General features: G+C 69.6%; 20 protein-coding genes and 1 pseudogene. 6 read left to right on the forward strand and 15 right to left on the reverse strand.

Annotation, left to right across the window (positions count from 1 at the left end):
* Positions 1-12 precede the first annotated feature (12 nt).
* The 3 genes from QU603_RS05180 to QU603_RS05190 form a co-directional block, all read right to left on the reverse strand.
* Positions 13-195 (reverse strand): hypothetical protein, encoded by a 183-nt coding sequence (locus QU603_RS05180; protein ID WP_308493427.1) that lies wholly within the window; start codon positions 193-195, stop codon positions 13-15.
* A 115-nt stretch (positions 196-310) separates the two neighbouring features.
* Positions 311-1,252: a heme o synthase gene (gene cyoE / locus QU603_RS05185; protein ID WP_308493428.1), complete on the reverse strand. Its 942-nt coding sequence runs from the start codon at positions 1,250-1,252 to the stop codon at positions 311-313.
* Between the two features lie 95 nt (positions 1,253-1,347).
* Complete coding sequence (locus QU603_RS05190; RefSeq protein WP_308493429.1) at positions 1,348-2,532, reverse strand: acyl-CoA dehydrogenase family protein; 1,185 nt, start codon at positions 2,530-2,532, stop codon at positions 1,348-1,350.
* Positions 2,533-2,609: 77 nt separating this feature from the next.
* Here QU603_RS05190 and QU603_RS05195 point away from each other — a divergent pair, with 77 nt between their 5' ends.
* A complete protein-coding gene (locus QU603_RS05195; RefSeq protein WP_308493430.1) occupies positions 2,610-3,038 on the forward strand; it encodes a MarR family winged helix-turn-helix transcriptional regulator in 429 nt (142 codons plus the stop codon).
* A gap of 42 nt (positions 3,039-3,080) precedes the next feature.
* Here the strand turns inward: QU603_RS05195 and QU603_RS05200 are convergent, their stop codons facing one another.
* Complete coding sequence (locus QU603_RS05200; protein WP_308493431.1) at positions 3,081-4,175, reverse strand: tellurite resistance/C4-dicarboxylate transporter family protein; 1,095 nt, start codon at positions 4,173-4,175, stop codon at positions 3,081-3,083.
* Between the two features lie 52 nt (positions 4,176-4,227).
* On the opposite strand from QU603_RS05200, the gene QU603_RS05205 reads away from it, so the two are divergent.
* On the forward strand, positions 4,228-5,124 hold the full coding sequence (locus tag QU603_RS05205; RefSeq protein WP_308493432.1) for a hypothetical protein: 897 nt from the start codon (positions 4,228-4,230) through the stop codon (positions 5,122-5,124).
* Here the strand turns inward: QU603_RS05205 and QU603_RS05210 are convergent, their stop codons facing one another.
* The gene (locus QU603_RS05210; RefSeq protein WP_308493433.1) at positions 5,125-5,493 is read right to left on the reverse strand and encodes a VOC family protein; all 369 of its coding nucleotides are present in this window, start codon (positions 5,491-5,493) and stop codon (positions 5,125-5,127) included.
* A 157-nt stretch (positions 5,494-5,650) separates the two neighbouring features.
* On the opposite strand from QU603_RS05210, the gene QU603_RS05215 reads away from it, so the two are divergent.
* Positions 5,651-8,245: an ATP-dependent Clp protease ATP-binding subunit gene (locus tag QU603_RS05215; RefSeq protein WP_308493434.1), complete on the forward strand. Its 2,595-nt coding sequence runs from the start codon at positions 5,651-5,653 to the stop codon at positions 8,243-8,245.
* Between the two features lie 19 nt (positions 8,246-8,264).
* Here QU603_RS05215 and QU603_RS16420 read toward each other — a convergent pair.
* Positions 8,265-8,435 (reverse strand): annotated as a pseudogene (locus QU603_RS16420) (SLC13 family permease); the annotation flags it as partial.
* Between the two features lie 195 nt (positions 8,436-8,630).
* Between QU603_RS16420 and QU603_RS05225 the strand changes: the two are divergent.
* Complete coding sequence (locus tag QU603_RS05225; protein ID WP_308493436.1) at positions 8,631-9,398, forward strand: LLM class flavin-dependent oxidoreductase; 768 nt, start codon at positions 8,631-8,633, stop codon at positions 9,396-9,398.
* Between the two features lie 159 nt (positions 9,399-9,557).
* Here the strand turns inward: QU603_RS05225 and QU603_RS05230 are convergent, their stop codons facing one another.
* From QU603_RS05230 to QU603_RS05240, 3 genes are all read right to left on the reverse strand, one after another.
* Positions 9,558-10,955, reverse strand: a complete 1,398-nt coding sequence (locus QU603_RS05230) for an MDR family MFS transporter (protein WP_308493437.1) — start codon at positions 10,953-10,955, stop codon at positions 9,558-9,560.
* Between the two features lie 35 nt (positions 10,956-10,990).
* Positions 10,991-12,268, reverse strand: coding sequence for a DUF4921 family protein (locus tag QU603_RS05235; RefSeq protein ID WP_308493438.1), 1,278 nt, complete (start codon positions 12,266-12,268; stop codon positions 10,991-10,993).
* Positions 12,269-12,349: 81 nt separating this feature from the next.
* Positions 12,350-13,225 carry an NYN domain-containing protein gene (locus QU603_RS05240; protein ID WP_308493439.1) on the reverse strand — a complete coding sequence of 292 codons (876 nt, stop codon included), beginning with the start codon at positions 13,223-13,225 and terminating at the stop codon, positions 12,350-12,352.
* A gap of 37 nt (positions 13,226-13,262) precedes the next feature.
* Between QU603_RS05240 and QU603_RS05245 the strand changes: the two genes are divergently transcribed.
* A complete protein-coding gene (locus tag QU603_RS05245; protein ID WP_308493440.1) occupies positions 13,263-13,664 on the forward strand; it encodes a PLDc N-terminal domain-containing protein in 402 nt (133 codons plus the stop codon).
* On the opposite strand, the gene QU603_RS05250 is transcribed toward QU603_RS05245, so the two are convergent.
* Positions 13,634-14,641, reverse strand: coding sequence for a Gfo/Idh/MocA family protein (locus tag QU603_RS05250; RefSeq protein ID WP_308493441.1), 1,008 nt, complete (start codon positions 14,639-14,641; stop codon positions 13,634-13,636). The two genes, QU603_RS05245 and QU603_RS05250, sit on opposite strands and share 31 nt — an antisense overlap.
* Before the next feature lie 35 nt (positions 14,642-14,676).
* On the reverse strand, positions 14,677-15,996 hold the full coding sequence (locus tag QU603_RS05255; RefSeq protein WP_308493442.1) for an O-acetylhomoserine aminocarboxypropyltransferase/cysteine synthase family protein: 1,320 nt from the start codon (positions 15,994-15,996) through the stop codon (positions 14,677-14,679).
* 70 nt (positions 15,997-16,066) lie between these two features.
* Between QU603_RS05255 and QU603_RS05260 the strand changes: the two genes are divergently transcribed.
* Entirely contained in the window at positions 16,067-16,909 is an 843-nt protein-coding gene (locus QU603_RS05260; RefSeq protein ID WP_308493443.1) for a sulfurtransferase, read from the forward strand.
* Positions 16,910-17,059: 150 nt separating this feature from the next.
* On the opposite strand, the gene QU603_RS05265 is transcribed toward QU603_RS05260, so the two are convergent.
* The 4 genes from QU603_RS05265 to hrpA form a co-directional block, all read right to left on the reverse strand.
* Positions 17,060-18,004 carry a quinone oxidoreductase family protein gene (locus QU603_RS05265; protein WP_308493444.1) on the reverse strand — a complete coding sequence of 315 codons (945 nt, stop codon included), beginning with the start codon at positions 18,002-18,004 and terminating at the stop codon, positions 17,060-17,062.
* A 27-nt stretch (positions 18,005-18,031) separates the two neighbouring features.
* Positions 18,032-19,756 carry a monocarboxylate uptake permease MctP gene (gene mctP, locus QU603_RS05270; protein WP_308493445.1) on the reverse strand — a complete coding sequence of 575 codons (1,725 nt, stop codon included), beginning with the start codon at positions 19,754-19,756 and terminating at the stop codon, positions 18,032-18,034.
* The gene (locus QU603_RS05275) at positions 19,756-20,025 is read right to left on the reverse strand and encodes a DUF3311 domain-containing protein (protein ID WP_308493446.1); all 270 of its coding nucleotides are present in this window, start codon (positions 20,023-20,025) and stop codon (positions 19,756-19,758) included. The genes mctP and QU603_RS05275 overlap by 1 nt, the downstream gene beginning before the upstream one ends.
* 151 nt (positions 20,026-20,176) lie before the next feature.
* Entirely contained in the window at positions 20,177-24,178 is a 4,002-nt protein-coding gene (hrpA, locus tag QU603_RS05280) for an ATP-dependent RNA helicase HrpA (RefSeq protein WP_370655331.1), read from the reverse strand.
* Positions 24,179-24,432: the final 254 nt, after the last annotated feature.

The following is a 24,432-nucleotide window of genomic DNA, read 5'->3' on the forward strand; positions in this document are numbered from 1 at the left end:
CCGCCATGACGGCTACGGATTCTGCATGAGGATGGCGGCGGCGATGCCCGCACCGCCGAGCACGACGGCCGGCACCACCAGGATCAGCAGCGCCTGCCAGGCGCGGTATCTCTCGTACGCTCCGGTGAACCGTGCCGTTCCCACCGTGCCGACGGCCCAGCGCGTCGCTTTGCCGTGTTGCGTGCTGGACGCCATCATGCCTCTTCCCGTGTGCGACGGGTGTCTTCTCGCCGTGTCTTCACCGTACGCCGCCCGCAGCCGGGGAGGGCCCGCTGGGCGCAAGTCCGCTGCCGGAGCCGTCTGAAGAGCGTCAGGGCAGCAGCGCGCCGACCGACAGCATCAGGCACAGCGCGAGGATCATCCACATCGAACCGTGGAACATGCGGTGCGACCACTGCTCGACATCACGCGTGCGCAGGCCGACGACGGCCAGGATGATCCAGACCAGGCCGAGCCCGCCCATCACGACGGCGTAGGCGATGCCGACGTAGCCGAATGCCGGCAGCAGCAGCGAGGCCGCCACGAACAGCACCGTGTAGATGAAGATCTCCCACACGGCCCGGCGGATGCTGCGCACCACGGTGATCACGGGCACGCCGGCGCGCGCGTATTCGTCGCGCCGGTAGATCGCGATCGAATAGAACTCGGGCATCTGCCAGAAGAACATCATGAGGAAGACGGCGATCGCGGCCACGTCGAACTGCCCCGACGCGGCGATGTAGCCGCCCAGCACGGGAGCCGCCCCCGAGACGCTGCCCACGAGCGTGCCGTGCACCGACTTGCGCTTCGAGAGCGCGCCGTAGAGCCAGACGTAGACGACGAAGCCGCCGACACCGGTGGCCACCACGAGCCAGTTCGTCGTCAGGATCAGCAGTGCGACACCCAGCACGCCGAGCACGATCGAGAAGATCGTTGCGGGCACGCCCTTGATGGCTCCGGTCACCGTCGCGCGGGTGCTGGTGCGGCGCATCAGAGTGTCGATATCGCGGTCGAGCACGTTGTTCAAGACGCACGCCGAGGCGATGACCAGTGTGCTGCCCACGACGACGCCGACGAACACGATCCACGAGAACTCGAACAGTGCCGCGGCCAGCAGGTAGCCGGCGACCGTCGTCAGGACATTGCCGTACAGCACGCCCGGCTTGGTCAACGAGTAATACCGCGTGACGGCACTGAGAACACCTGGGCGCGTCGCACGCGCGGCAAGGGCGGCGTCCGTTCCCAAGCGAGATGAGGTGGCAGAGTGGCTCATACATCCCGATCGGCTGGAAGGGCTTCAGCCAGCCAGTTTACCCGCTCGCGAGGCGCCCACGTCCCACGGCGCGCATGCCGGGATGGTGCCGGCGCTCAGCTGAATGCGTCGCTTCCGGTGAGCTCTCGCCCGAGGATCAGGGCGTGGATCTCGTCGGTGCCCTCGTAGGTGCGCACCGCCTCGAGGTTGGCCATGTGGCGCATGACGGGGAACTCGTCGGTGATGCCGTCGCCGGCGAGGATGCTGCGGGCCTGGCCCGCGATGCGGATCGCCTCGCGTACATTGTTCAGCTTCGCCACACTCAGCTGCGCGGGCGTGAGGGTGCCGGCATCCCTCAGCTGTCCCAGATGCAACGCCAGCAGGGCGCCCTTCTCATACTCGAGCAGCATGTCGGCCAGCTGCGCCTGGATGAGCTGGCGCGCCCCGATCGGCGCACCGAACACGTGCCGCGTGCGCGCACGGTCGACGGCGACCTCGAGGCACGTGCGCGCAGCGCCCATCGCGCCCCAGGCGATGCCGAACCGCGCCTCGTTCAGACACGTGAACGGCCCGCGCAGCCCGCGTGCGTCCGGCAGCCGGGCATCGTCGGGCAGGCGCACATCGTCCAGGTCGATGTCGCACTGGATCGACGTGCGCATGGCGCGCTTGCCGGTGATCGGGCGCGCCGTGAAGCCGGCGGAGTCGGTGGGCACGACGAATCCGCGCACTCCCTCATCGGTCTGCGCCCACACCACCGCGACATCGGCGATCGAGGCCAGGCCGATCCAGCGCTTCGTGCCGCTGAGCAGCCAGTCAGCCCCGTCGCGTCGGGCGAAGGTGGTCATCGCGGCCGGATCGCTGCCGCCGGCGGGCTCGGTGAGGGCGAAGCATCCCACCGCGCGTCCGGCCGCCATCTCGGGCAGCCAGCGCCGCTTCTGATCGTCGGACCCGAAGGTCGAGATCGCCGTCATCGCCAGCGACCCCTGCACAGAGACGAACGTGCGCCAGCCGCTGTCGACCGCTTCGACCTCGAGGCACGCGGCGCCGTAGCTGACGGCGCTCGCTCCCGCGCAGCCGTACCCGTGCAGGTGCATCCCGAGCAGGCCCGCCTCGCCGAGCGCCGGGATGTGCTCGGCGCGCAAGCGCTGCGTCTCGAAGTCGTCCTCGATCGTGGGCGCGAGCACGTCGCGGGCCACCGTGCGGGCGACCTGCTGCCATCGGCGGGCCGCGTCCGGCAGCAGATCGTCGAGGCAGAAGACGCGTGCAAGGGCCTGTTCGCCCGTCAGCGGGTCATCGGTCACGATGCGATCATCGCAGATCCCCGCCGTCGCGGGCACGGCTCGCGAGCGCCACAGGGCCGAAGACTACGATGGATGCCATGCCTCAGCCGCGCCGGTTCAGCCCTGTCATCTCGCTGCTGACGCTGTCGAGCATCTGGGACGTGCAGTTCAACAAGCAGTTGAAGGGCCTCGGGCTGACCACCCGCAAGTACGGGCTGCTGGCACACATCCAGGCGATGCCCGGCATCTCGTTCTCCGAGCTCGCTCGCCGCTCGCAGATCACCGTGCAGACGGCCCACACGGCGGTTCGTGCGCTCGTCGACGACGGGCTGGCGATGGATGCCACGTCCCACGCCGGTGCGGCATCGGACCTGCGCGTGACCGAACAGGGCTCGGCGGCGCTCGCCGAAGCCGACGCGCGTCTGGAGAAGCTCGACGTCGCCTTCGGTGCGGATGCGCCGGTGCTGGCCAGCGCGCTGGAGGGCCTGCACGAGAAGCCGTTCGGCGAGAGCCTGCAGGGTCGCTGACGCGGCGGCCGCCGCCCGATGCCGTAGGCTCAGCCCGCGGGATCAGCGCGCGGGAGCCGCGGCATCCGGGTCCGGAGTCGGAACGCGCGCAGGGCGCAGGACCGTGCGCCACAGGTTCACCAGCATCCAGATGAACGTGCCCGTCCACGCGGCCAGCGCCACCCAGCTCTCGCCGTACCCGATGGCGTGCACGATCGGCAGGTGGTCGACGTCGCCGAGGAACTGCGACCCCACGCCGTACATCCCGAGCGGGAAGATGATGCTCCACAGCGTCGCCTCGTAGCGGAACGGGATGCGGTGGCGAACGTGTCGCCACCAGCCCGCCATGATCAGCGGAGGGATGAGCCACGTGCCGAACGCCCAGAAGAAGACGGCAGCGCCTGCGATGAGGCCCCGGGTGGCATCCACCATCGGAGCATTGGCCATCTCGACGATGCGGGCACCGGCCACGACCGTGATCGCGGTCGCACCCATCGCCACCCAGTACGGGGGAGTGAGGTCGGCGGGCCGGAACGGCACCGTCAGCATGCGCACGCCGACGAACACGCCGACCGCGCAGTACAGGAAAGTGCCCACCGACCAAGAGAACACCGCCAGCAGCGCGAGCAGGCCGCGCCACTGCGTGAGCTCGACCTCGAGGGTGGCCGCGAGCACCGCGATCGACTGACTGGCGACGGCCCAGATGAACCAGGTGCCGTTGGCGGTCGTGATGGGTGCGTTCTTGCGGTCGCCGAGCACGGCGGTCCACGGCACCGTGTAACCGAGCACGATCCAGGCGACCGAGGCCACAGCCAGCAGCGCCACGGCCACGCCGTGGAACCCGTCTTCTTCGCTGATGCGGCTGCCGAGCACGCAGGTGGCGGCCACGAACGTGAAGAATCCGAAGGCGCGCGCGGGGTCGGCGAAGTCCTCGGCCATCGCCGACCAGTGGCGCACGATGCGGATCGCGTTGAGCACCAGCAGCAGGACGTATGCCGCGCCGGCGATCACCAGCAGAAGCAGGGACACCGCCGCCCAGTCGTCGGTGCGCATGCCCACCGAGACGATCCCCGTCGCCATGACCAGGGCGAAATAGCCCGGTGTGAGTCCCTCGACGGCCTTGTCGAGTCTGTCGGACAACGAAGGGGGCGTGGACACGCCCCCAGGCTAGTGCCACGGTGCGCCGCGCGCGGGGTGCAGGATCGTGAATATGCGATTGTCGAGCACGTCGTCCCAGCGCACCTATCGGTACCTTCGAATCACCATCGTCGGGGCCGCCCTGGCGCTCGTCCTCGGATTGATCGTCGTGTTCGCAACCGACGGACCGGTCACCTCGATCAGTGCGATGTTCTACACCTCGGGGCGCACAGTGTTCGTGGGCGCGATGTGCGCGATCGCGCTCGCGCTGGCTGCGCTGTCGGGGCACAGCGTCGAGCAGCTGCTGCTGGATGTCGCGGCTGTGTTCGCCGCGATGATCGCGTTCGTGCCGACGCCGATCGCCCCGGGCGACGTGTCGGGGCTGATGCCGGGGTGTGCGGGCGGAGGCGGGTGCGTGCCGCAGGCGGAATGGGCCACCGTGCGCACCGGTGTGCTGGTGCTCGGCATCGCTGCGGTGCTGGTCGCCCTCGTGGCCGTCGTGCTGGCCCGCGTGCAGCGCAGGGTCACCGCGGGTGTGATCGCCGGCGCGGCGATCACGGGCCTGCTGGGCGTCGGCCTGGTCGTCTGGCTGCTCGTCGCCCCGGACGTGCTCGCGGCCCAGGGCCACATGGTGGCCACCAGCGGATTCTTCGGGCTGATGGTCGCCGTGGCCGTCATCAGTGCGGTGACCGCGCCGCACGCGACACGCCGTGCCGTACTGCGCGCGTCGGCGGGCACGCGCCCGGAGCCGTGGCGCCTCGTGTACACCGTGGTGGCGGTCGGGATGCTCGTGTGCGTCGCGTATCTGCTGGGTGTGGCGATCGTGCGCGTGGCGGGCATCGATCTGACCGGGCATCCGTGGGTGCTCGGAGGCGAACTGGGCCTCGTCGCGTTCTTCGCGGTGTTCTGGATCGCCCAGACCGCACAGAAATGGGACGAGACGGACCCGTCGATCCTGCCCGAGGGCTGACTACCGCACCGGCATCTGCTGCAGGGTCCAGCGGTTGCCGTCGGGGTCGCGGAACGTCACGAACCGGCCCCACGCCTGCTCATCGACGCCCTCCGCGTCGACGCCCAAGCCGCGCAGATGCGCCAGCGCCTCTTCGGCGTCGGGGATGACGACCTGGATCGTGTTCTGCCGCCCCGGCTCGAGCTCGATGCCGAGGTTCGTGCCGAACGCGATCGAGCAGGCCGAGCCGGGCGGGGTCATCTGCACGAAGCGCAGCCCCTCGAACGGCGTCTGGTCGTGGTCGGGGTGGAAGCCGATGCGAGTGTAGAACTCCTTCGCTCGGTCGACGTCGGTCACGGGGACGAAGATCAGCTCGATGCGCCAGTCCATGGGAATCCTCCTGGGGTGATGTGGTTTCACCCTATGCAGGGGTTCCGACATCCCGAATGCTCCAGGAATACGATCGCCGAACAGACGTTGAACTTGATATAACAGTGCTCAAGTTTCTAAACTTGACACCCCAAGACTCATCTTTTGGAGAACACGAATGAACGACGATGGCACCACCCCGGTCGAGGGCGCCGCAGACGGCGCGGGCGCGTTCGACGATTTCCTGGCGCGCTACCTTGCCGGTGAGCGCGCTCGCGAGCAGCGCTCGATCGATCTGAGCCGGTTCTTGACCTCGCGCACGCAAGACGTGCTGCAGCGCTCCGCGCAGTACGCGCTGGACCGCGGACAGCGCGAGGTCGACACGCTGCACCTGCTGCACGTGCTGATGCAGGAAGGTCCTGCCACCGAGGCCGTGCGCCGCATCGGCGCCGATCCGGCCGCGATCGCGCAGGCGGTCGAAGAACGGCTGCCGTCGGCGGTCACCGGCCAGAACGCCGCCGACGGGGCGATCATCACGCCCCCGCTGCAGCGCGCGCTGTTCCACGCCTTCCAGGTCGCCCGCTCGTCGGGGGCCACATATGTCGACCCCGAGCACCTGTTCTTTGCGATCGTGCTCAGTCAGGACACGCCCGCGGGCCAGGTGCTGGCCCGGGCAGGGGTGAGCGCCGAGGCCCTCAGCCAGGGCATGCGCGAGACCGTGACGCCCAGCGGCGCGTCGGCCGGCGCCGACCGGGAGGAGGGATCCGAGACCCCGATGCTCGACCGATTCGGCACCGACCTGACCGCACTGGCCACCGAGGGTTCGCTCGACCCGGTGATCGGCCGCGCGGTCGAGATCGAGCAGACCATCGAGATCCTCAGCCGCCGAACGAAGAACAACCCGGTGCTCGTGGGCGCCGCCGGCGTCGGCAAGACCGCGATCGTGGAGGGCCTGGCCCGCGCGATCGTGGCAGGTCAGGTGCCCGAGCAGCTGCGCGGCAAGCGCGTGATCGCGCTCGACCTGCCGGGCATGGTCGCCGGCACCCGCTACCGCGGCGACTTCGAAGAGCGGCTGACCAAGACGATGGATGAGATCACCGCACGCAAGGACGAGCTGATCGTGTTCATCGACGAGCTGCACACCGTGGTCGGCGCCGGCGGCAACGGCGACGGCGGAATGGACGCGGGCAACATCCTCAAGCCGCGCCTGGCCCGCGGCGACCTGCACCTGATCGGCGCGACGACGCTGGACGAATACCGCCGCATCGAGAAGGATGCCGCCCTGGAGCGCCGCTTCCAGCCCGTCAAGGTGGGCGAGCCGAGCGTCGAAGACGCGGTGAAGATCCTGCACGGACTGAAGCCCGCATACGAGCTGCACCACGGTGTGACCTACACCGATGCTGCGCTGCAGTCGGCTGCAGAACTGTCGGACCGTTACCTCACCGAACGGGTGCTGCCCGACAAGGCGATCGACCTGATCGACCAGGCGGGTGCTCGGCTGCGCCTGCGGCTCGGCCTGCAGACCGATGCCGCGCAGCTCATGCAGCGCCTGGCCGACCTCGAGGCCGACAAGAATGCGGCCGTCGCGGCCGAGCACTACGAAGACGCCTCGCGCATCCGCGACGAGATCGGCGACGTGCAGAGCAAGCTCGATGAGGTCGCCGCCGGCGCGGGCGGACCTCACGCAGAAGCCGTCGTGGACGAGCCCGAGATCGCTGCGGTCATCAGCCGGTCCACCGGCATCCCGGTCTCGCGCCTGACCGAGACCGAGCGCGACCGCCTGGCCTCGCTCGAAGACGAGCTGCACGCGCGCGTGATCGGGCAGGATGACGCGGTGACCGCGGTCGCCAAGGCCGTGCGGCGCAACCGCACCGGCATGGGCGACGCGCACCGGCCGATCGGGTCGTTCCTGTTCTTGGGACCGACCGGCGTCGGCAAGACCGAGCTGGCCAAGGCTCTGGCCCAGTCGCTGTTCGACGACGACTCGGCCGTGATCCGGTTCGACATGAGCGAGTTCGGCGAGCGGCACACCGCCGCGCGGCTGGTGGGAGCCCCTCCCGGATACGTCGGCTACGACGAAGCCGGTCAGCTGACCGAGCGCGTGCGGCGCAACCCCTACGCGGTCGTGCTGTTCGACGAGATCGAGAAGGCGCACCCCGACGTGTTCAACCTGCTGCTGCAGGTGCTCGACGACGGGCGGCTGACCGACGGTCAGGGGCGCACGGTCGACTTCCGGAACACGGTGGTGGTCATGACATCGAACCTCGGCAGCGAGTTCCTCGCATCTCGCGGCGGTGCCATCGGCTTCCTCGCCGACGGCGGGGGAGAGACCGGATTCGGCTCACAGCAGCAGCTGCGCGACCGCATCTTCGCGAAGCTGCGCGAGGCGATGCGGCCCGAGTTCCTCAACCGCATCGACGAGATCGTGCTGTTCCGCAAGCTCGGCCGTGACGAGCTGCGTCAGATCGTGCACCTGCTGCTGGCTGCGACGCAGAAGCGCGTCGCCGGTCGCGGAGTGCACGTCGAGGTCACCGACGCCGCCGTGCAGTGGCTGGCCGACCACGGCTACGAGCCCGAGTACGGTGCTCGGCCGCTGCGTCGGCTCATCCAGCGCGAGGTCGATGACCGCATCGCCGACCTGTTCGTCTCGGGCGCTCTCGGCGACGGGGGAGTCGTGCGAGTGGATGCCGCAGCCGACGCCCTGCTGGTGACGGTCCAGGCGCCTGCAGTGGCATCAGCAGCGGCACCATCAGCACGCTCACCACGAGTGTGATCACGGTGAACGGTGCACCGATCTTGACGAAGTCCGCGAACCGGTAGCGGCCGGGCTCGACGACCAGCGTGTTGACGGGAGATGAGACCGGCGTCATGAACGCCGACGAGGCGGCCAGCGCGACCATCATGGCAAACGGATACGGCGAGACGCCCAGGTGCACGGCCGTCGAGATCGCGATGGGCGCCATGAGCACGGCGGTCGCCGTGTTCGAGACGAACAGGCCGATCACCGCGGTCAGCGAAGCCGGTGAGCGTCTCTGGCACCGTGAGGACGCCCGACAGCGGCAGGGCGACGATCACGAGGTCGAACGTCACAGGCTGCCTCTCATCCGGGCGGCGTGGTCCGCCCCTCGGCCACTAGCGATGGTGGCACACTCAGTGGCATGACTGACACCCCCGTTTCGATCGGAGTAGCCGGTGCTCTCGGCCCGGCGGTGATCGCACAGATCGCCGCGGCGACCGAAGAGGCCGGCCTCTACGCGCTGTGGGTCAACGACACTCCCGGCGGCGATGCGCTGTCCGCGCTGCACGAAGCGGCCCGGGCGACCGAGCACCTCGTGCTGGGCACCGGCGTGATTCCGCTGGACCGCGTCACGCCCGATGAGATCCTGGCCAGGGCCGACGGCCTGCCCGAAGACCGGCTGATGCTCGGAATCGGGTCGGGCCAGGCATCCGGTCCCGTACTGGCGGCCGTCCGCAATGCCGTCGACACGCTGCGCGGCCGCACCGGTGCCGGCATCGTCGTGGGCGCGCTCGGGCCGAAGATGCGCGCGCTTGCGGCCGAGGCGGCAGACGGGATGCTGCTGAATTGGCTGCCTGTGCAGGCCGCTGCCGCGCAGTCGGCCGAGGCCCACGCGAGCGCGCCCGGTGCGCACGTCGCGCTGTATGTGCGCACCGCACTGGGCGAAGACGGGATGCCGCGGCTGCGCACCGAGGCGGAGCGCTATGGGCGTGCGCCGAAGTACGCGGCGAACTTCGCCCGGCTGGGCGTCGAGGCGATCGACACCGTGATCACGCCGACCACGGCCCCCGACATGCTCGCCGCGTATCGCAGTGCGGTGGACGAGGTCGTGCTTCGCGCAATGGTCGCCTCAGATGGCCTCGAGGCGTACCTGCGGTTCGTGGCGTCAGCGGGCGAGCTCGCGCGCTGATCCCGCGCGCCGGCGGCGCGTTGCCCGCTCGCCGGCGGCGCGTTGCCTGCGTGCCGAGCGGAGGGGATCAGTGCCAGGGGAGGGCTCTCGAGGCTCGAGGATCCTCGTCTGGGCCGGCCGCCCTCATCTCGGGTGAAGCTCGGGCGGTGGCACGGAGCGCTACTCGTCGCTGATGGGCACGCGCGGGACGAACACCGTGCACGCGATCAGCAGGGCGGCCGAGACGGCGACCGAGACGAACACGGCGGTCGACCCGGCCTGGATCGCCGCAGGGTCGCCCTGACCGCCGCGCGCGGCGATGACCGCGTTCGCGATCGCGCCGTAGACGGCAACGCCGACGGCGCTGCCGACCGCGCGGGCCAGTGTGTTGGTGCCCGACACGACGCCGCGCTCGCGCAGGCCGACCGAGGACTGCGCAGCGATCAGCGCCGGGTTGGCCACGAGCCCGAGGCCCAGCCCCACCGCGATGCATCCGGCGGCAGTCAGCCACACCGACGGCGTGAACGAGAACAGCGTGAGCGCGACCGCGCCGATCAGGGTCATCGTGCTGCCGATGACCATCGTCGCGCGGAATCCGATGCGCAGATAGAACCGTCCGGCCAGACTCCCCGAGATCGGCCAGCCGATGCTCTGCGCGGCCACGGCCAGGCCCGCAAGCAGCGGCACGGCCCCCGCCGTCTGCTCCAGGAAGGTCGGCACGAACGAGGTGAGGCCGATCGTGACGGCGCCGACGCCGAGCGAGGCGAGCGAGGTGGTGACCACGACCCGGTCGCGCGTCACCCACGGGGCGAGCACGGGATCGGCGGCCCGCCGCTCGACGACTGCGAATGCCACCAGAAGCGCGGCGCCCACGGCGAAGCATCCCACACTCTGCCAGCTGCCCCATGCCCAGCCCTGACCGCCCTCGAGTACGCCGAGCACCAGCAGCACGAGCGCCGTCGTCAGAAGCGTCGCCCCGGTGATGTCGATGCGCTGCTTGGTCCGCTCGAAGGACTCGTGATAGCTGCGGATCAGCATGAATGCCGCCAGTAGCCCCATCGGCACGTTGACCCAGAAGATCCACCGCCAGCTGAAGAACTGGGCGAACACGCCGCCGAGCGTCGGACCGGCCACCGCCGAGATCGCCCAGACGCTGGCCAGGTATGCCTGCGCAGTGGCTCGCTCGCGCACGGTGTAGATGTCGCCGGCGATGGTCATGCTGGACGGCATGATGGCCCCGGCGCCCAGGCCCTGGATCGCGCGGAAGATGATGAGCACGGTCATGCTCCAGGCCGTGGCCGACAGGATCGAGCCCGCAAGGAACAGGCCGATGCCGAAGAGCATGACCGGTTTGCGCCCGAACGTGTCGCACAGCTTCGCATAGACGGGCACCGAGGCCGCCTGGCCGAGCAGGTAGATGGAGAACAGCCACGGGAACTGGCTGAACCCGCCGAGTTCGCCGACGATGGTCGGTACGGCCGTGGCCAGGATCGTCGAGTCGATCGCGATCAGGAACGTGCCCAGCATGAGCGAGAGCAGGATCTGCCCGCGGGTGCCGCGCAACGATACCTCAGCCATCGGTCGGCATCTCAGTCGGCGTGTCGGGAGGCAGGTCAGTCGGCATAATGCAGGCGCGCGTCCGCCGGGGTGCACTCGTCGCCGATGCGCACGTCTGCGGAGATCCGACCTGCGTCGCGAAGGTGCTGCAGGTCGTCGACGGCGCGCTGACGCAGCGTCCACGGGTCGATCGTGTTGACGTACACCTTGGTGCCGCCCTCGAAGCCCGCGGCGATCGACAGCCGTGCCTTGATCACGACGCGCCACGGCATCGGCACGCCGGCCCGTCGCGGCTGGTAGTGCCACTCCTCGTTGGTCGGAACGAGCACACCGGTGACCGCGTGCAGCGCATGCACGAGGTCCGAGACCGCGCGAAGCTCGCTTGCCGAATGGTCGGCAGGATGCTGTGCGGCACACGTCGAGTACACCTCGAACGCCGGATACCGGTGACCGATTCCCGCGAAGGCGACCGCACCGTCGGTGGCGGCCACGATCAGGTGCTCGCGCACCGAGAGGTCGGCGACGGCGTGCTGGTACAGGCGCGGATCCTCCTGCAGCAGCGCCAGCTCGCGCTCGGTCTGCGGCCCGTACTCGTCGATTGCCACGATCTGCTTGTGCAGGTGCTCGAACGAGGCGCCGGCCGGGCGCAACCAGTTCTGGAACACCGACACATACGCCGCGTACGGCTGCGAGTCGGCGATCTCGCGCGCGGCCCGCGCGGTGAATGTCATGTAGACGGCGTGCTCGTCGGGCGTCAGTTCGCCGCTGGAGGCGAGCTCGTCGTCGCGCGTCGCGCCGTCGCGCACATGCCGGCGGGCCACGATCACGTCGTGCGAGCCGCCGATGAGGTCGAGTGCGGTGGCGCGCAGATCTGCGGACGCGCCGTTGGCGGCCGATCGGGTGGCGACGAGGGCCTGGATGTGCGCGCGCCCGGCGGGGTCGGCGAGGTAGTCGTCGACCCACGCGACCACGTCGGCGGCAGGCTGGAAGTCATGGTTCGTGCGCCAGTACTCGGCCGAGACGATCTCATACAGGTTGCCGAAGCGGCGGAACTCGGCGACCGAATCCTGCAGGGCGGATGCCGCGACGCGGCCGATCCGCTCGTACGAATCGCCGACCAGCCGCTCCTTCTCGGGCGTGGTCTCCAGGTAACGGTCCTGGCAGAACGCGCACAGCCGGGTGTGCTCGCCCGATTCGAGGGCGCGCGCGTCAGGGCGCGCAGTCGCCAGCGGCCTGTTCGCGCGTCCCGGGATCGTCCACACCCGGGTGCCGGTGAGGGGTCCGACCTGCTTGACGGTGCCGTCGGGAAGGCGCCGCAGCGGAGGCAGGCTCATGGTCTGTCGTCGGCAGTGATGTCCAGTTCGTCACGCACTCGCTCACGTTATCGCGCTCTGCAGGCGCGCGCCAGAAATGCGTCAGGCGCGAGCGGGCTGCAGCCGTACGCGGACGATGTTGGTCGACTCGTCGAGTTCGGCGACGTCGCCATGAGCTTTCACGAAGTCCGAGAACGACTTGTGGCCCAGCGCCTTCTCGCTGAAGGAGGGGTCCATCCGCCGCAGCAGGTTCTTCACCGCCGACAGGTGCATCCATTCGTCGTCGGTGCGCACGTGCTCGAGCACCAGCGCCCGTTCGAGCAGTTCCCCGGCCGGGTCGGGCTCTTCCTTCTTCTTGCGCTTGCGAGTGGGTGCGGCATCCTTCGTCTCGCTCTTCGTGACCGGTTTGGGTGCGGTGATGCCCGGCAGCGAGTCGTAGTCGTCGAACTGGTCGCAGGCGGCGGCCAGCGACTTGGCCGTGGAGCCGGCAACGCCCACGCCGACCACGAACCTGCCGAGTCGCTTGCAGCGCTGCGCGAGGGGGACGTAGTCGCTGTCACCGCCGACGATGACCACGTGCGTGAGGTCGGGCAGGCGGAACATGTCTTCAACGGCGTCGACGGCCAAACGGATGTCAGCGCCGTTCTTCGCATAAGCGGCGGCCGGGAACAGCTGCACGAGGTCGACGGCACGCGCCACGAGCTGCTGCCGGTACTCGGCGTTGACAGGGCTCGACCAGTCGGCGTAGGCGCGGGTGAGAACGAGCGTTCCGAACGAGGCTGCGTAGTCGATGATCGCGCCGACGTCGATGGTCGCCTCGGCCAGGCGCTGGGCGATCTCGGGCTCGGACACGTCCGCGGAGATGCGTTGCCTGTCGCGCGAATACGAGTTGCGGCCGTGTACGCGGTCGTACCAGGACATCACGATGTTGTCGAAGTCGAGATAGACGGCGACGCGGGCATCCTGTGAGGTGGGCATGACTCCAGTGTGTCAGGTCGCCCTTATGCTCGGTGTCATGTCGTTCGTGTTCCCCCTGCTGGTCCTGGCGGCCATGGTCGTGGCCATCGTCGACATCGTGACGCGCGACGACAGCCAGATCAAGCACATGCCCAAATTCGTCTGGCTGATTCTGGTGATCCTGCTGCCGCTGCTGGGCGTCATCCTCTGGTTCACGATCGGGCGGGAGTACCCCGAGCACGTGTCCCGCGCTCCGCGGGCACCGCGCCCGTCACGGCGCGTGCCGCCGGCGCCGCCGTCTGTGCCTTCCGGGCCCTACGATCCGCGCACCACCGAGCAGCAGCTGGCCGATCTTGAGCGCGAGATCGAAGAAGACAGGCTGCGCGCCGAGCTGCGCCGTCGCCAGCAGGGCGGGGCGCAGGAGCCGCCTCAGGACCCGTCGGGCCCGTCCGCGCCGTAGCGCACGCCGATCTGCCGCCGGATCTTGTCGAGCGTGGCCATGATCGCCACCGACTCGTCGATGGGCAGGATGGCGCTGTCGCGGTCGCCCGCGGCGATGATCTCTTCTGCAGCCAGCGCCTGATACTGCATGCCTCGTCCGTCGACCCGGCTGCTGAACTCTTCGATCACCGTGCCGTCCGGTGCGCTGAGGCGGAACGTCGTCGGGCAGTACCAGACCCGATCGATGTCGATGCGCGCGTCGGTCCCGACGATGTGCGCGGTGTTGGGGCCGGCGGCCCGCGACGAGCTGAGTGTGGTCGAGACGGCACCGCCTGCGTGCGTGAAGATCGTGGCGACCTCGGTGTCGGCGCCGGTCTCGCCCAGCCGTGCCTGAGCGAGAACCGAGGTGGGCGCGCCGAGGATGTCGCACACGAACGAGACCGGGTAGATGCCCAGGTCCAGCAGAGCCCCGCCGCCGAGCTTCAGCGCGTTTATGCGGTGCGCAGGGTCGGTCGGCAGGCTCTGGGTGTGGTCGGCGAACACTGTGCGCACCTCGCCGAGGGCACCGGCATCCAGCAGCTCATGGATGCGACGCATGTGGGGCAGATACCGCGTCCACATCGCCTCCATCGCCAGCAGCCCGCGTGAGGCGGCCGCCTCGCGAACGGCCGCCGCCTCGCGTGCGTTGGCCGTCAGGGGCTTTTCGATGAGCACGTGCTTGCCGTGTTCGAGCGCCAGCATCGCGTCCTCTGCGTGCAGCGTGTGCGGGGTCGCGACATAGACGATGTCGACATCGGGGTCGCTGACCAGCTGCTCATAGGAGCCGTACGCGCTCGGGATCTCGAAGGATGCGGCGAACGCATCGGCGGCCTCCTTCCGGCGCGAACCCACCGCCTGGACGCTGAGGCCCGCCGTGCGCAGATCCGAGGTGAAGGCGTGGGCGATGCCGCCGGTGGCGAGGATGCCCCAGCGAAGATGCGCGCGAGAAGAAGTCATACCCTCAGGTTACTGAGAACGCGGGGGTCGCAACGTCAGATGGCGGCCAGCCCCCGGTCGAGGTCGGCGATCAGGTCGTCCGGGTCTTCGAGGCCGATCGACAGCCGCACCGTGGTGGTGGAGATTCCGGCCTCGGCCAGCTGCGAGCGCGAGAGGTGGCTGTGGGTCATCGAGGCCGGGTGGGTGACGATGCTGCGCGCATCGCCGATGTTGGCCAGCAGGCGCACCACGCGCAGCCCGGCGATGAAGGCCTCCACACGGGCGAAGTCTGCGGCCTCGTCGCCCGTGGCGTGCAGGTCGATCGAGAACACCGACGGCACCCCGCGCGGCAGGTATTCGGCGGCCGCCGCGTGACCGGCGTTGCCTGCCAGCCCCGGGTGGTGCACCCGTGCGACTGCGGGGTGTGCGGCCAGGTGCTCGGCCACGCGCTGCGCGGAGGACGAGTGGCGCTGCATGCGCAGGTCCAGGGTCTCCAGTCCCTGCAGCAGCTGGAAGGCGCTGGACGCCGACAGCGTCGGGCCCAGATCGTGCATGTACTTTGCTTTGATGAGCGCGATGAACGGCGAACCGCTCGCGAAGTGCTCGACCAGGCTCTCGCCGGGCACCCGGCGCGACGGCTCGGTGAGAGCCGGCCACTTCGCAGGCTGGGCGGTGAAGTCGAAAGTGCCGAGGTCGACGATCGCGCCGCCCATGACCGATCCGTGCCCGCCGATGAACTTCGTCGCCGAGTGCACGCTGATGTCGGCACCGAACTCTTTCGGCCGCTGCAGATAGGGCGTGGCCACCGTGTTGTCGACGACCAGGGGAACCCCCGCCTCGTGGGCGATCTCTGCCACGGCACGCACGTCGAGCACCTGGGCGACGGGGTTGGCCACGGTCTCGGCGAACAGCGCGCGGGTCTCGGGGCGCACGGCCGCGCGCCACGCGTCGATGTCGTCCTGATCGACGAATGTGGTCGTGATGCCCCAGTCCGGCAGCGTGTCTTCGAGCAGGTCGACGGTGCCGCCGTACAGCTGGGTCGCCGCGACGATGTGGCCGCCGCGACCGGCCAGTGCCAGCAGCGCCACGGCCACCGCCGCCTGACCCGAGGCCAGACCCGCCGAGGCCGAACCGCCCTCGAGGGCAGCCAGACGCTGCTCGAACACGGTGACGGTGGGGTTCGCGGTGCGCGAATAGACGTCGCCGTCGCGGCGGTGTGCGAACAGGTCGGCGGCGTGGGTGAGCGACTCGAACTCGAACGCGTTCGACTGGTAGATCGGCGGCACGGCGGCCGCCGGCGCTGTCTGCGCCGAGAAGCCCGAGCGCACCTGCGCGGTGGCGAAGGCCGGAGTGGGACAGTCGGAGTTCTCGGACATGCCTCCATTGTGGTCTCGGGTCTGCGCGGGCTCGGCGGCGTGTGTCGAAGTGTTGCGGCACGATGGAGTCATGCATCCGCTCATCACCGCCGAAGAGCTGTCTCTTCTGCTGGCCTCCGATTCTCCGGACGACGCCCCCGTCCGCGTGCTGGACGTGCGCTATCGCCTCGATCGGCCCGACGGCCATCCCGAATATCTCGACGGGCATGTGCCCGGCGCCGTCTACGTCGACCTCGATGGAGAACTCGCGCACGTGGGTCGGCCCGAAGACGGTCGTCATCCTGTTCCGAGCCTCGAGGACCTGCAGGGGGCGGCCAGAGGCTGGGGCGTGGATGACGCAGACACCATCGTCGTGTACGACGACTGGAACAGCATGGGTGCCGCCCGCGCCTGGTGGCTGCTCACCGGTGCGGGGGTCTCGGATGTCCGGGTGCTCGACGGCGGCTACCGCGCCTGGACGGGCGCGGGTCTGCCCGTGGCGACCGGTGACCAACGGCCCGGGCCGGGGTCGGTCACGCTGCACGAGCGCACCGCGGGGGCGGCATCCATCGACGACGCGGCCGCGTGGCCCGACCACGGGGTGCTGCTGGACGTGCGCTCGCCCGAGCGCTTCCGTGGCGAGAACGAGCCGCTGGACCCGCTCGCGGGCCACATTCCGGGGGCTGTGAACCTGCCGAGCCTCGTGCATCTTGCCGACGGACGGTTCAGGGATGCTGCGGCCCTGCGCGCGGCGTTCGAGAGCGTGGGTGCGCGGCCCGGCGTGGACGTCGCCGCCTATTGCGGATCGGGGATCACCGCCGCGCACACCGCGCTGGCCGGAGCCCTCGCCGGGATCGACGTCACCGTCTACCCCGGATCATGGAGCCAATGGTCGAACACGCCCGGTCGGCCTGTGGCCACCGGGCCTGAGTGAGCGCAGCGAATCGAGGGGTCGGGACGGCGTCGACCTGCGGATTCAAATACCTGTGCGACCTGCAGGCCAGAGTGAGTGTCGTGCCTGTTCGAGTCGGCGGAGGCGGATCAGTATGCGGCTCATCGTGCTGCGGCGCGTCGTGCAGAGCAGTCACGGGATCAGCGTGATCTTGCCGTCGACCCCGGACTCCAGCGCGAGGTGCGCCTGCACCGCATCCGCCAGGGGGAACGACGGGCCCAGCTCGACGCTGAAGCGACCTGCCGCCATCAGGGCGAGCACCACGGGCATCGCCTCGGCGCGCAGCTGCAGCTCGCGCGCTGTCAGCGGGTCGGGCGCGCCGCCCAGAAAGGCGAGAATGCCGAGGGATGCGGCATCCTTCCCCCGCACCAGGGTCGCGATACGGGTGCGGTCCGCGCACAGCCTCAGCGACACGTCGATCGCCTCGTCGGTTCCGGCGATGTCGATGACGCACGTCACGCCTTTCGCCCCGGCTGCCTCGCGCACGCGCTGTTCGAGCCCGTCGCCGTACGCGACGGGGATGGCGCCGAGCGCGCGCAGGCGATCATGCCGGCGAGGGGATGCCGTGGCGACCACTGCCGCACCCCACAGCACTGCGAGCTGCACCACGGCCTGCCCCACGGCGCCCGAACCGCCGTGCACGAGCAGCGTGTCGCCCGCCCGCACGTCGATGCTGCGCAGCGTCTGGTAGGCCGTGCCCGCGGGCACGCCCAGGGCCGCGCCCTCGGCCGCCGAGACCGCGGGCGGACGCGGCTGCACGTTCTGACAGGGCACGACGATGTCGGTCGCGTAGGTGCCCTTGACGCCGAACACGATCACCTCGTCGCCCGGTCGGAACCCCACGACGTCGGCGCCGACCGCGGTGATCGTTCCCGCACCATCGTCGCCCACCCCGCGCGGGGTCGTGATCTCGCCCGTGGGCCGCAGCCCCGATCGGATCTTCGCATCGACCGGGTTGACGCCCGCCGCCGCCACACGCACCGCGACCTCCCCGGCAGCGGGTGCCGGGGAGGTCGTGTGCACGAGGGTCAGAACGTCGGGTCCACCGAAAGCGGTGTATTGGATCGCCTGCGTCATACCCTCCAGCCTGTCACGGTATGGCGATCACAACGTCATGTCGGGTCGGGCGTCCTGCGCGAGCGGGTTGGCCTCTTCGGCTGCGGCAGCGCGCTCGATCTCGACGACCTTCGGGTCGTGCTCGTCTGCACCGTAGTCGCTCGGCCGAGTCGTGTCGCCGGTGTCCTTGACCTTGAAGGCCCGCAGGATCAGCGTCAGACCGACCGCGATGACCGCGTTGACCACGAACGCCGACACACCGATGTACACCGGCACCTCGGTGAACGGGAAGTTCGCGACCGAACCGCCGAAATGGTTGTGCGTGACGGGGTTGACGACGTTGTACGCCGCCACCGTGCCGTAGATGATGCCCGCGGCCCATCCGGCGAACAGCGCCCACTTATTGAACCAGCGCGTGTACAGACCCGCGACGATCGCCGGGAACGTCTGCAGGATCCAGACGCCGCCCAGCAGCTGCATATTGATCGCCGAGGTCTGATCCATGCCCAGCACGAACACCAGAGCACCCAGCTTCACGACCAGCGACACGAGCTTGGAGGCCTTCGCCTCCTGCTCGGGCGTCGCATTCTTCTTGAAGTAGTCCTTGTAGATGTTGCGGGTGAACAGGTTCGACGCCGCGATCGACATGATCGCCGCCGGCACCAGGGCGCCGATCGCGATCGCTGCGAGGGCGACGCCGGCGAACCACTTCGGGAACGCGTCGATGAACAGCTGCGGCACGACCAGCTGTGCGTTGATCGAGCCGTTCACGTCGATGGGCTGCGTGCCCGCCTTGATGGCCACATACCCCAGCAGCGCGAGCCCGCCGAGCATCAGCGAGTACAGCGGCAGGATCATCGCATTGCGGCGGATCGTGTTGCGGCTCTTGGTCGCCAGCACGCCCGTGATCGAGTGCGGGTACATGAACAGCGCCATGGCCGAGCCCAGCGCGAGAGTCCAGTACGCGTTGAAGCTGCCCGCACCCGGGATCACCGCGCCGAACGGGTTTCCGGTGGCGGGGTTGGTGGCGCTGAGCTTCGTGTCTGCGGCTGAGAAGATCGCATCCCATCCGCCGAACTTGGTGGGCAGGTAGATGATCGCCACGATGATCGCCGCGTAGATCAGGATGTCCTTGACCACCGCGATCAGCGCCGGAGCCCGCAGGCCCGCCGTGTAGGTGTAGGCGGCCAGCACGACGAACGCGATGATCAGCGGCAGGTCGGCCATGAACCAGTTCGTGTTCGAGCCCAGGCCCAGCACGGTCAGCACCGACTTGATGCCTACCAGCTGCAGCGCGATGTAGGGCATCGTGGCCACGATCCCGGTCACGGCCACCACGGTCGCGAGCGTGCGGCTCTGGTACCGTCCGCCGATGAAGTCGGCTGGGGTGACGTAGCCGTGCCGGTGCGAGACCGACCACAGGCGCGACATCAGCAGGAACACGATCGGGTAGAGCACGATCGTGTACGGCACGGCGAAGAATCCGCTGACCGCACCGGTGGCCCACATGGCGGCGGGGACCGCGACGAACGTGTACGCGGTGTACAGGTCGCCGCCGAGGAGGAACCAGGTGACCCACGTGCCGAAGCCGCGGCCGCCCAGGCCCCATTCGTCCAGGGTCTTCATGCCGCGGTCAGCGGGAGCGGTGCGCCAGCGCGACGCCCAGAAGCCGATGATCGCCACCACAACGAACAGGACGACGACGATGATCAGCGGAAGCCAGTCGACCTCACGGTTGGGTGGGACGGGAGCGGCTGCGGTCACGGCGAGCATCAGGCGCCCTTCCCTTCGCGTACCTCGGCGCGGCGGCGCCGGTCTTCTTTGCGCATGATCACGTAAGAGATGGCCAGCAGCCCCGAGGCGATGAACACCCAGAGCAGCTGGTACCAGTAGAAGAACGGGATGCCCCATAGCACGGGATCGTGCCGCGCATACATAGGCACCAAGAGAGGCATGATGATCGCGATCGCAATCAGGATGCCGGAGATGACGTACGGCCCTGGTTTTGCAGGGCCGCGGGTGGGACTGTCGTGAGACGTCATCGTCTTCCTTCCGGGGATTCAGTTGTTCTGAAAGATCGCTGGGGAGGAGCGACCCGGGAGAAAACTTTTCACCCGCAGGCAGGGGCGCGTCAAGACCGGTACCACAATGCGGCGGTGGTGCCGGCATGTTCCGGACTGCACGAGAGCCGCCTCAGCTGCCGGCGACGGCCTTCGCAATGCGCTGCAGCGACACCGACTCGGCCGTGCCCAGCGACTGCGCGAACAGACTCACGCGGTATTCCTCGAGCATCCAGCGTGCGTGCGCGAGGTGCGCGGCCGCGTCTGCGGCGGGCGGGATGACACCTCCGGCATCGGCGTACACCGCTGCTGCCCGTTCGTACTCGGTCAGGCGCGTGCGGTCACGGCCGGGATTGTCCCCCAGCGCCTGCAGCCTCATCAGCGCGCCGCGCAGATACCGCGGCAGGTGGGCCAGACGCGCGGTTCCGGTCTGCGCGATGAAGCCGGGGTAGACCAGCCCGGCCGACTGCGTCTTCACATCGTTCAAGGCGGCCAGCAGGGTCAGTGCGTTCGTAGCCTTCACTGTGCGCTCGACGTCGCGCGCGAGGGTCAGGATGCCGCAGACCTGCGACACCGTCTGGAACAGGTCGTCGACGATGCCGGCCGACAGCGCCTCCTGCGCGCGGTCGAACGCGGCGCGCGTGCGGATGACGCCGTCGGGTGCCACTGCGGTCAGCGCGGCATCGGCCACGGCGACGCGGCAATCCTCGATCGCGGCGCGTGCCGACGGGTACGGCGAGGCGGTCAGCGCGAGCTTCTCGGCCGAGGTGAGGTGGTCGAGCACGTAGTCGGCGGGACTGGGCGCCGACAGCAGCAGCAGGCGTCGCACGCCGGTGCGGGTGCGCGCGGCGGCCATGGCGGGTGTCGCCTCGATGCGCAGCGCGGCCGTCTTGCCCTCATCGATGAGGGCGGGGTAGCCGCGGACCACCCCACCGGCCACCTTCGTGTCGACGACGTCGGGCAGGTCGCCGAAGTCCCAGGTCGTGATGGCGCTGCGCTCGGCGAAAGACCCGGCGTTGGGCGAGCCGGCCCGAAGTGCCCCCGGGCCCACGCGCGTCGGCGCGGGGACGCGTTTCGACTCGCTGGGCTCGCTCGACGACCGGGACGCGCTCGACGCGCGGGGTTCGCTCGATCTGCGAGGATCGCTCAGCGATCGCGAGACGGCGGAGCGGGCGCGGTCGGCCAGACGCGACTGCAGGGCGGCCAGGTCGCGGTCGCTGCCGACGGCGCGGCCGCGGTCGTCCACGGCACGGAACGAGATCTGCAGGTGGCCGGGCACGCGCTCCATGTCGAAATCCGCCGCCGTCACGGGGGTGCTCGCGACGCGGCGGATGCGGTCGGCCAGGGCGCCGCGCAGTCCGGTCCGCGGCATCCCGTCGTGTGCCTCCGGACCCTGGTCGGCGATCTCGCCGGCGAACGTCGCGGCCCAGTCGGCGGCGGGGACGACGTGCTTGCGGATCGCCTTGGGCAGAGCGCGGATCAGCGCTGTGATCAGCTCGTCGCGCATCCCCGGCACCTGCCAGTCGAACCCGTCCGGGCGCAGCTGCGCGAGCAGCGCGAGGGGCACGACGGCGGTGACGCCGTCATCGACGGCGCCCGGCTCGAACCGATAGGTGAGCGAAAGCACCTGGTCGCCCTGGCGCCAGCGGGTCGGGAAGTCGCGCTCGTCGGCGCGCGACGCGTCGTCGACGAGGTCGGCCTCGGAGATGTCGAGCAGGTGCGGTGTGCGCGAGCTCGTCTCGCGCCACCAGGTCGTGAACGAGCGCACGTCGAACACGTCTCGGGGCACGCGGGAGTCGTAGAACGCGAAGACGGCTTCGTCGCCGGCGAGGATGTCGCGTCGCCGCTCGCGCTCTTCGAGCTTCTCCAACCGTCGCCGCAGCTCGAGATTGCGTCTCTCGAATGCGGTCAGGCGCTTCTCGAGCGCGGTCGTGTCCCACTCGCCGTCCACCAGCGCGTGCTGCAGGAACAGCTCGCGGGCCATCGGCCGGTCGATGCGGGCGAGCTGCACGCGACGGCGGGGGATGATGGGCACCCCGAACAGCGTGACTTTCTCGCTTGCGACGGCGGCTCCGGCATCCTTCGACCAGTGCGGGTCGGACAGCTGGCGTTTGGCGAGGTCGCCGGCCAGCGGCTCGGCCCACGCCGGATCGATGGCCGCCACCGTGCGGGCGTACAGGCGGCTTGTCTCGACCAGTTCGGCGGACATGACCGCCTGCGGGCTCTTCTTGCGCAGCGCCGAACCGGGGAAGATCGTGAACTTCGCGCCGCGGGCGCCGACGTATTCCGCGCGGGGCTTGCGGGGCCTGGCCCCGGCCTTCTTGCGATCGCCCGCCGGTGCCAGCGATCGCTCGTCGAGCACGCCGATCTGCGAGAGCAGGCCCGCCAGGATCGCCTTGTGGATCGCATCGGGGTCGGGAGTTGTTTCGTGTCGCTTCGCTCGCTCAACGGCCGGTGCCGATGACTTCATCAGCGAACCGAGCTGGCGGTGCACGTCGAACCATTCCCGCACGCGCACGTAGTTCAGGTGCTCGGCGCGGCAGGTGCGCCGGAAGGCGCTCGAGCCGAGGTCGTGCTGCAGCTGCTGCAGGTGGTTCCACAGGTTCAGCAGCGATAAGAAATCGCTGGTGGGATCGGTGAACCGCGCGTGCAGACGGTCGGCCTGCTCCTGCTGGTCGTCGGGTCGCTCGCGCACGTCGGGGATCGACAGCCCTGCCACGATCGCCCGCACCTCGGCCAGCACGCCGGTGGCGCGCGCCTCGATCATCATGCGAGCGAACCGCGGATCGATCGGAAGTCGCGCCAGCTCGCGGCCGACGTCGGTGAGCTTCGGCTGGGGGGCGGGCCGGGCGCGCAGCGTCACCGCGCCGAGTTCGACGAGCAGCTCGAATGCGGCCTTCACGCCGCGAGAGTCGGGGGGAGTGAGGAACGGGAAGTCGGAGATGTCGCCGAATCCCAGGCTGAGCATCTGCAGTACCACGGCGGCGAGGCTCGTGCGCAGCACTTCGGGCTCGGTGAACTCCGGGCGCGTGGTGAAGTCGTCTTCGGCGTACAGGCGGATCGCGACTCCGGGTGCGGTGCGCCCCGCGCGGCCCGAGCGCTGCTGGGCGGAGGCCTGCGAGATGGGCTCGATCGGCAGGCGCTGCACCTTGCTGCGATTGCTGTAGCGGGAGATGCGGGCGGTTCCGGCATCCACCACGTAACGGATGCCGGGGACGGTCAGGCTCGTCTCGGCAACGTTGGTGGAGAGGATGACGCGGCGCCGCACGCCCGGGATCGCCGAGCGTTCGAACACCCGGTGCTGATCGGCCGACGACAGCCGGCCATACAGGGGCAGCACCTCGGTGGGGGCGGCGTCATGCGCGTACATGCCGCGAACGGCATCCATCGCGTCGCGGATCTCGGCCTCGCCGGGAAGGAAGACCAGCACGTCGCCGGCCGGCTCGCGGTCGAGCTCGCGCAGCGCGGCCAAGAGCCCGTCGACATCGTCGGGCGCTTCGTCCGGCTGCGCTCGCTCAGCGACCGGGGTGCGGGGCCGGTAGCGGATCTCCACCGGGTAGGTGCGTCCGGACACCTCCACGATGGGGGCGGGCGTGCCGTCCGCGGCGGCGAAGTGGGCCGCGAAGCTCTCGGGGTCGATCGTGGCCGAGGTGATCACGATCTTCAGATCCGGGCGCGTGCGCAGGATGCGGCGCAGATATCCGATGAGGAAGTCGACGTTCAGCGACCGCTCGTGCGCCTCGTCGACGATGATCGCGTCGTAGCGGCTGAGCCGGCGGTCGCGGTGGATCTCGTTGAGCAGGATGCCGTCGGTCATCAGCGCGATCTTCGTGTCGGCCGAGACCTTGTCGGTGAAGCGGACCTTGTATCCGACCGTCGTGCCCAGCGGCACCTGCAGCTCCTCGGCCACTCGCTCCGCGATGCTGCGCGCAGCGATGCGGCGCGGCTGCGTGTGCGCGATGCGCGTGCGACCGAGCTCGAGCAGGATCTTGGGGAGCTGCGTGGTCTTGCCCGACCCGGTGGCGCCGGCGATGATCACGACCTGGTTGTCTGCGATGGCGCGCGCGATCTCGTCCCGCGCCGCACTGACGGGCAGCTCGGGTGGATAGGCGATGACAGGTTCAGGCGCAGACACAGCCTTCAATCGTATCGCGCTGGCCGCATGCCCACGGCTGCGCCGTCGCCGTCGGCTGCGGTGCCGGCTGCGGTGCCGGCTGAGGTGCCGGCTGCGGAGCCCAGCGCCGCCACGAAAACACACATGCCCTCTCACGCGTATTCACCTTCCCGTTCACACAGCGCGATGGAGCAGGCCGTTGCGGCGATACGGACACGGGCACGGCCACAGCCACGGCCACGGCCACAGCCACGGTCACGGCCACGGCCACGGCC

Origin of the sequence: Microbacterium terrisoli, from assembly GCF_030866805.1 — a bacterium.
Taxonomy (GTDB): Bacteria; Actinomycetota; Actinomycetes; order Actinomycetales; family Microbacteriaceae; genus Microbacterium; species Microbacterium terrisoli.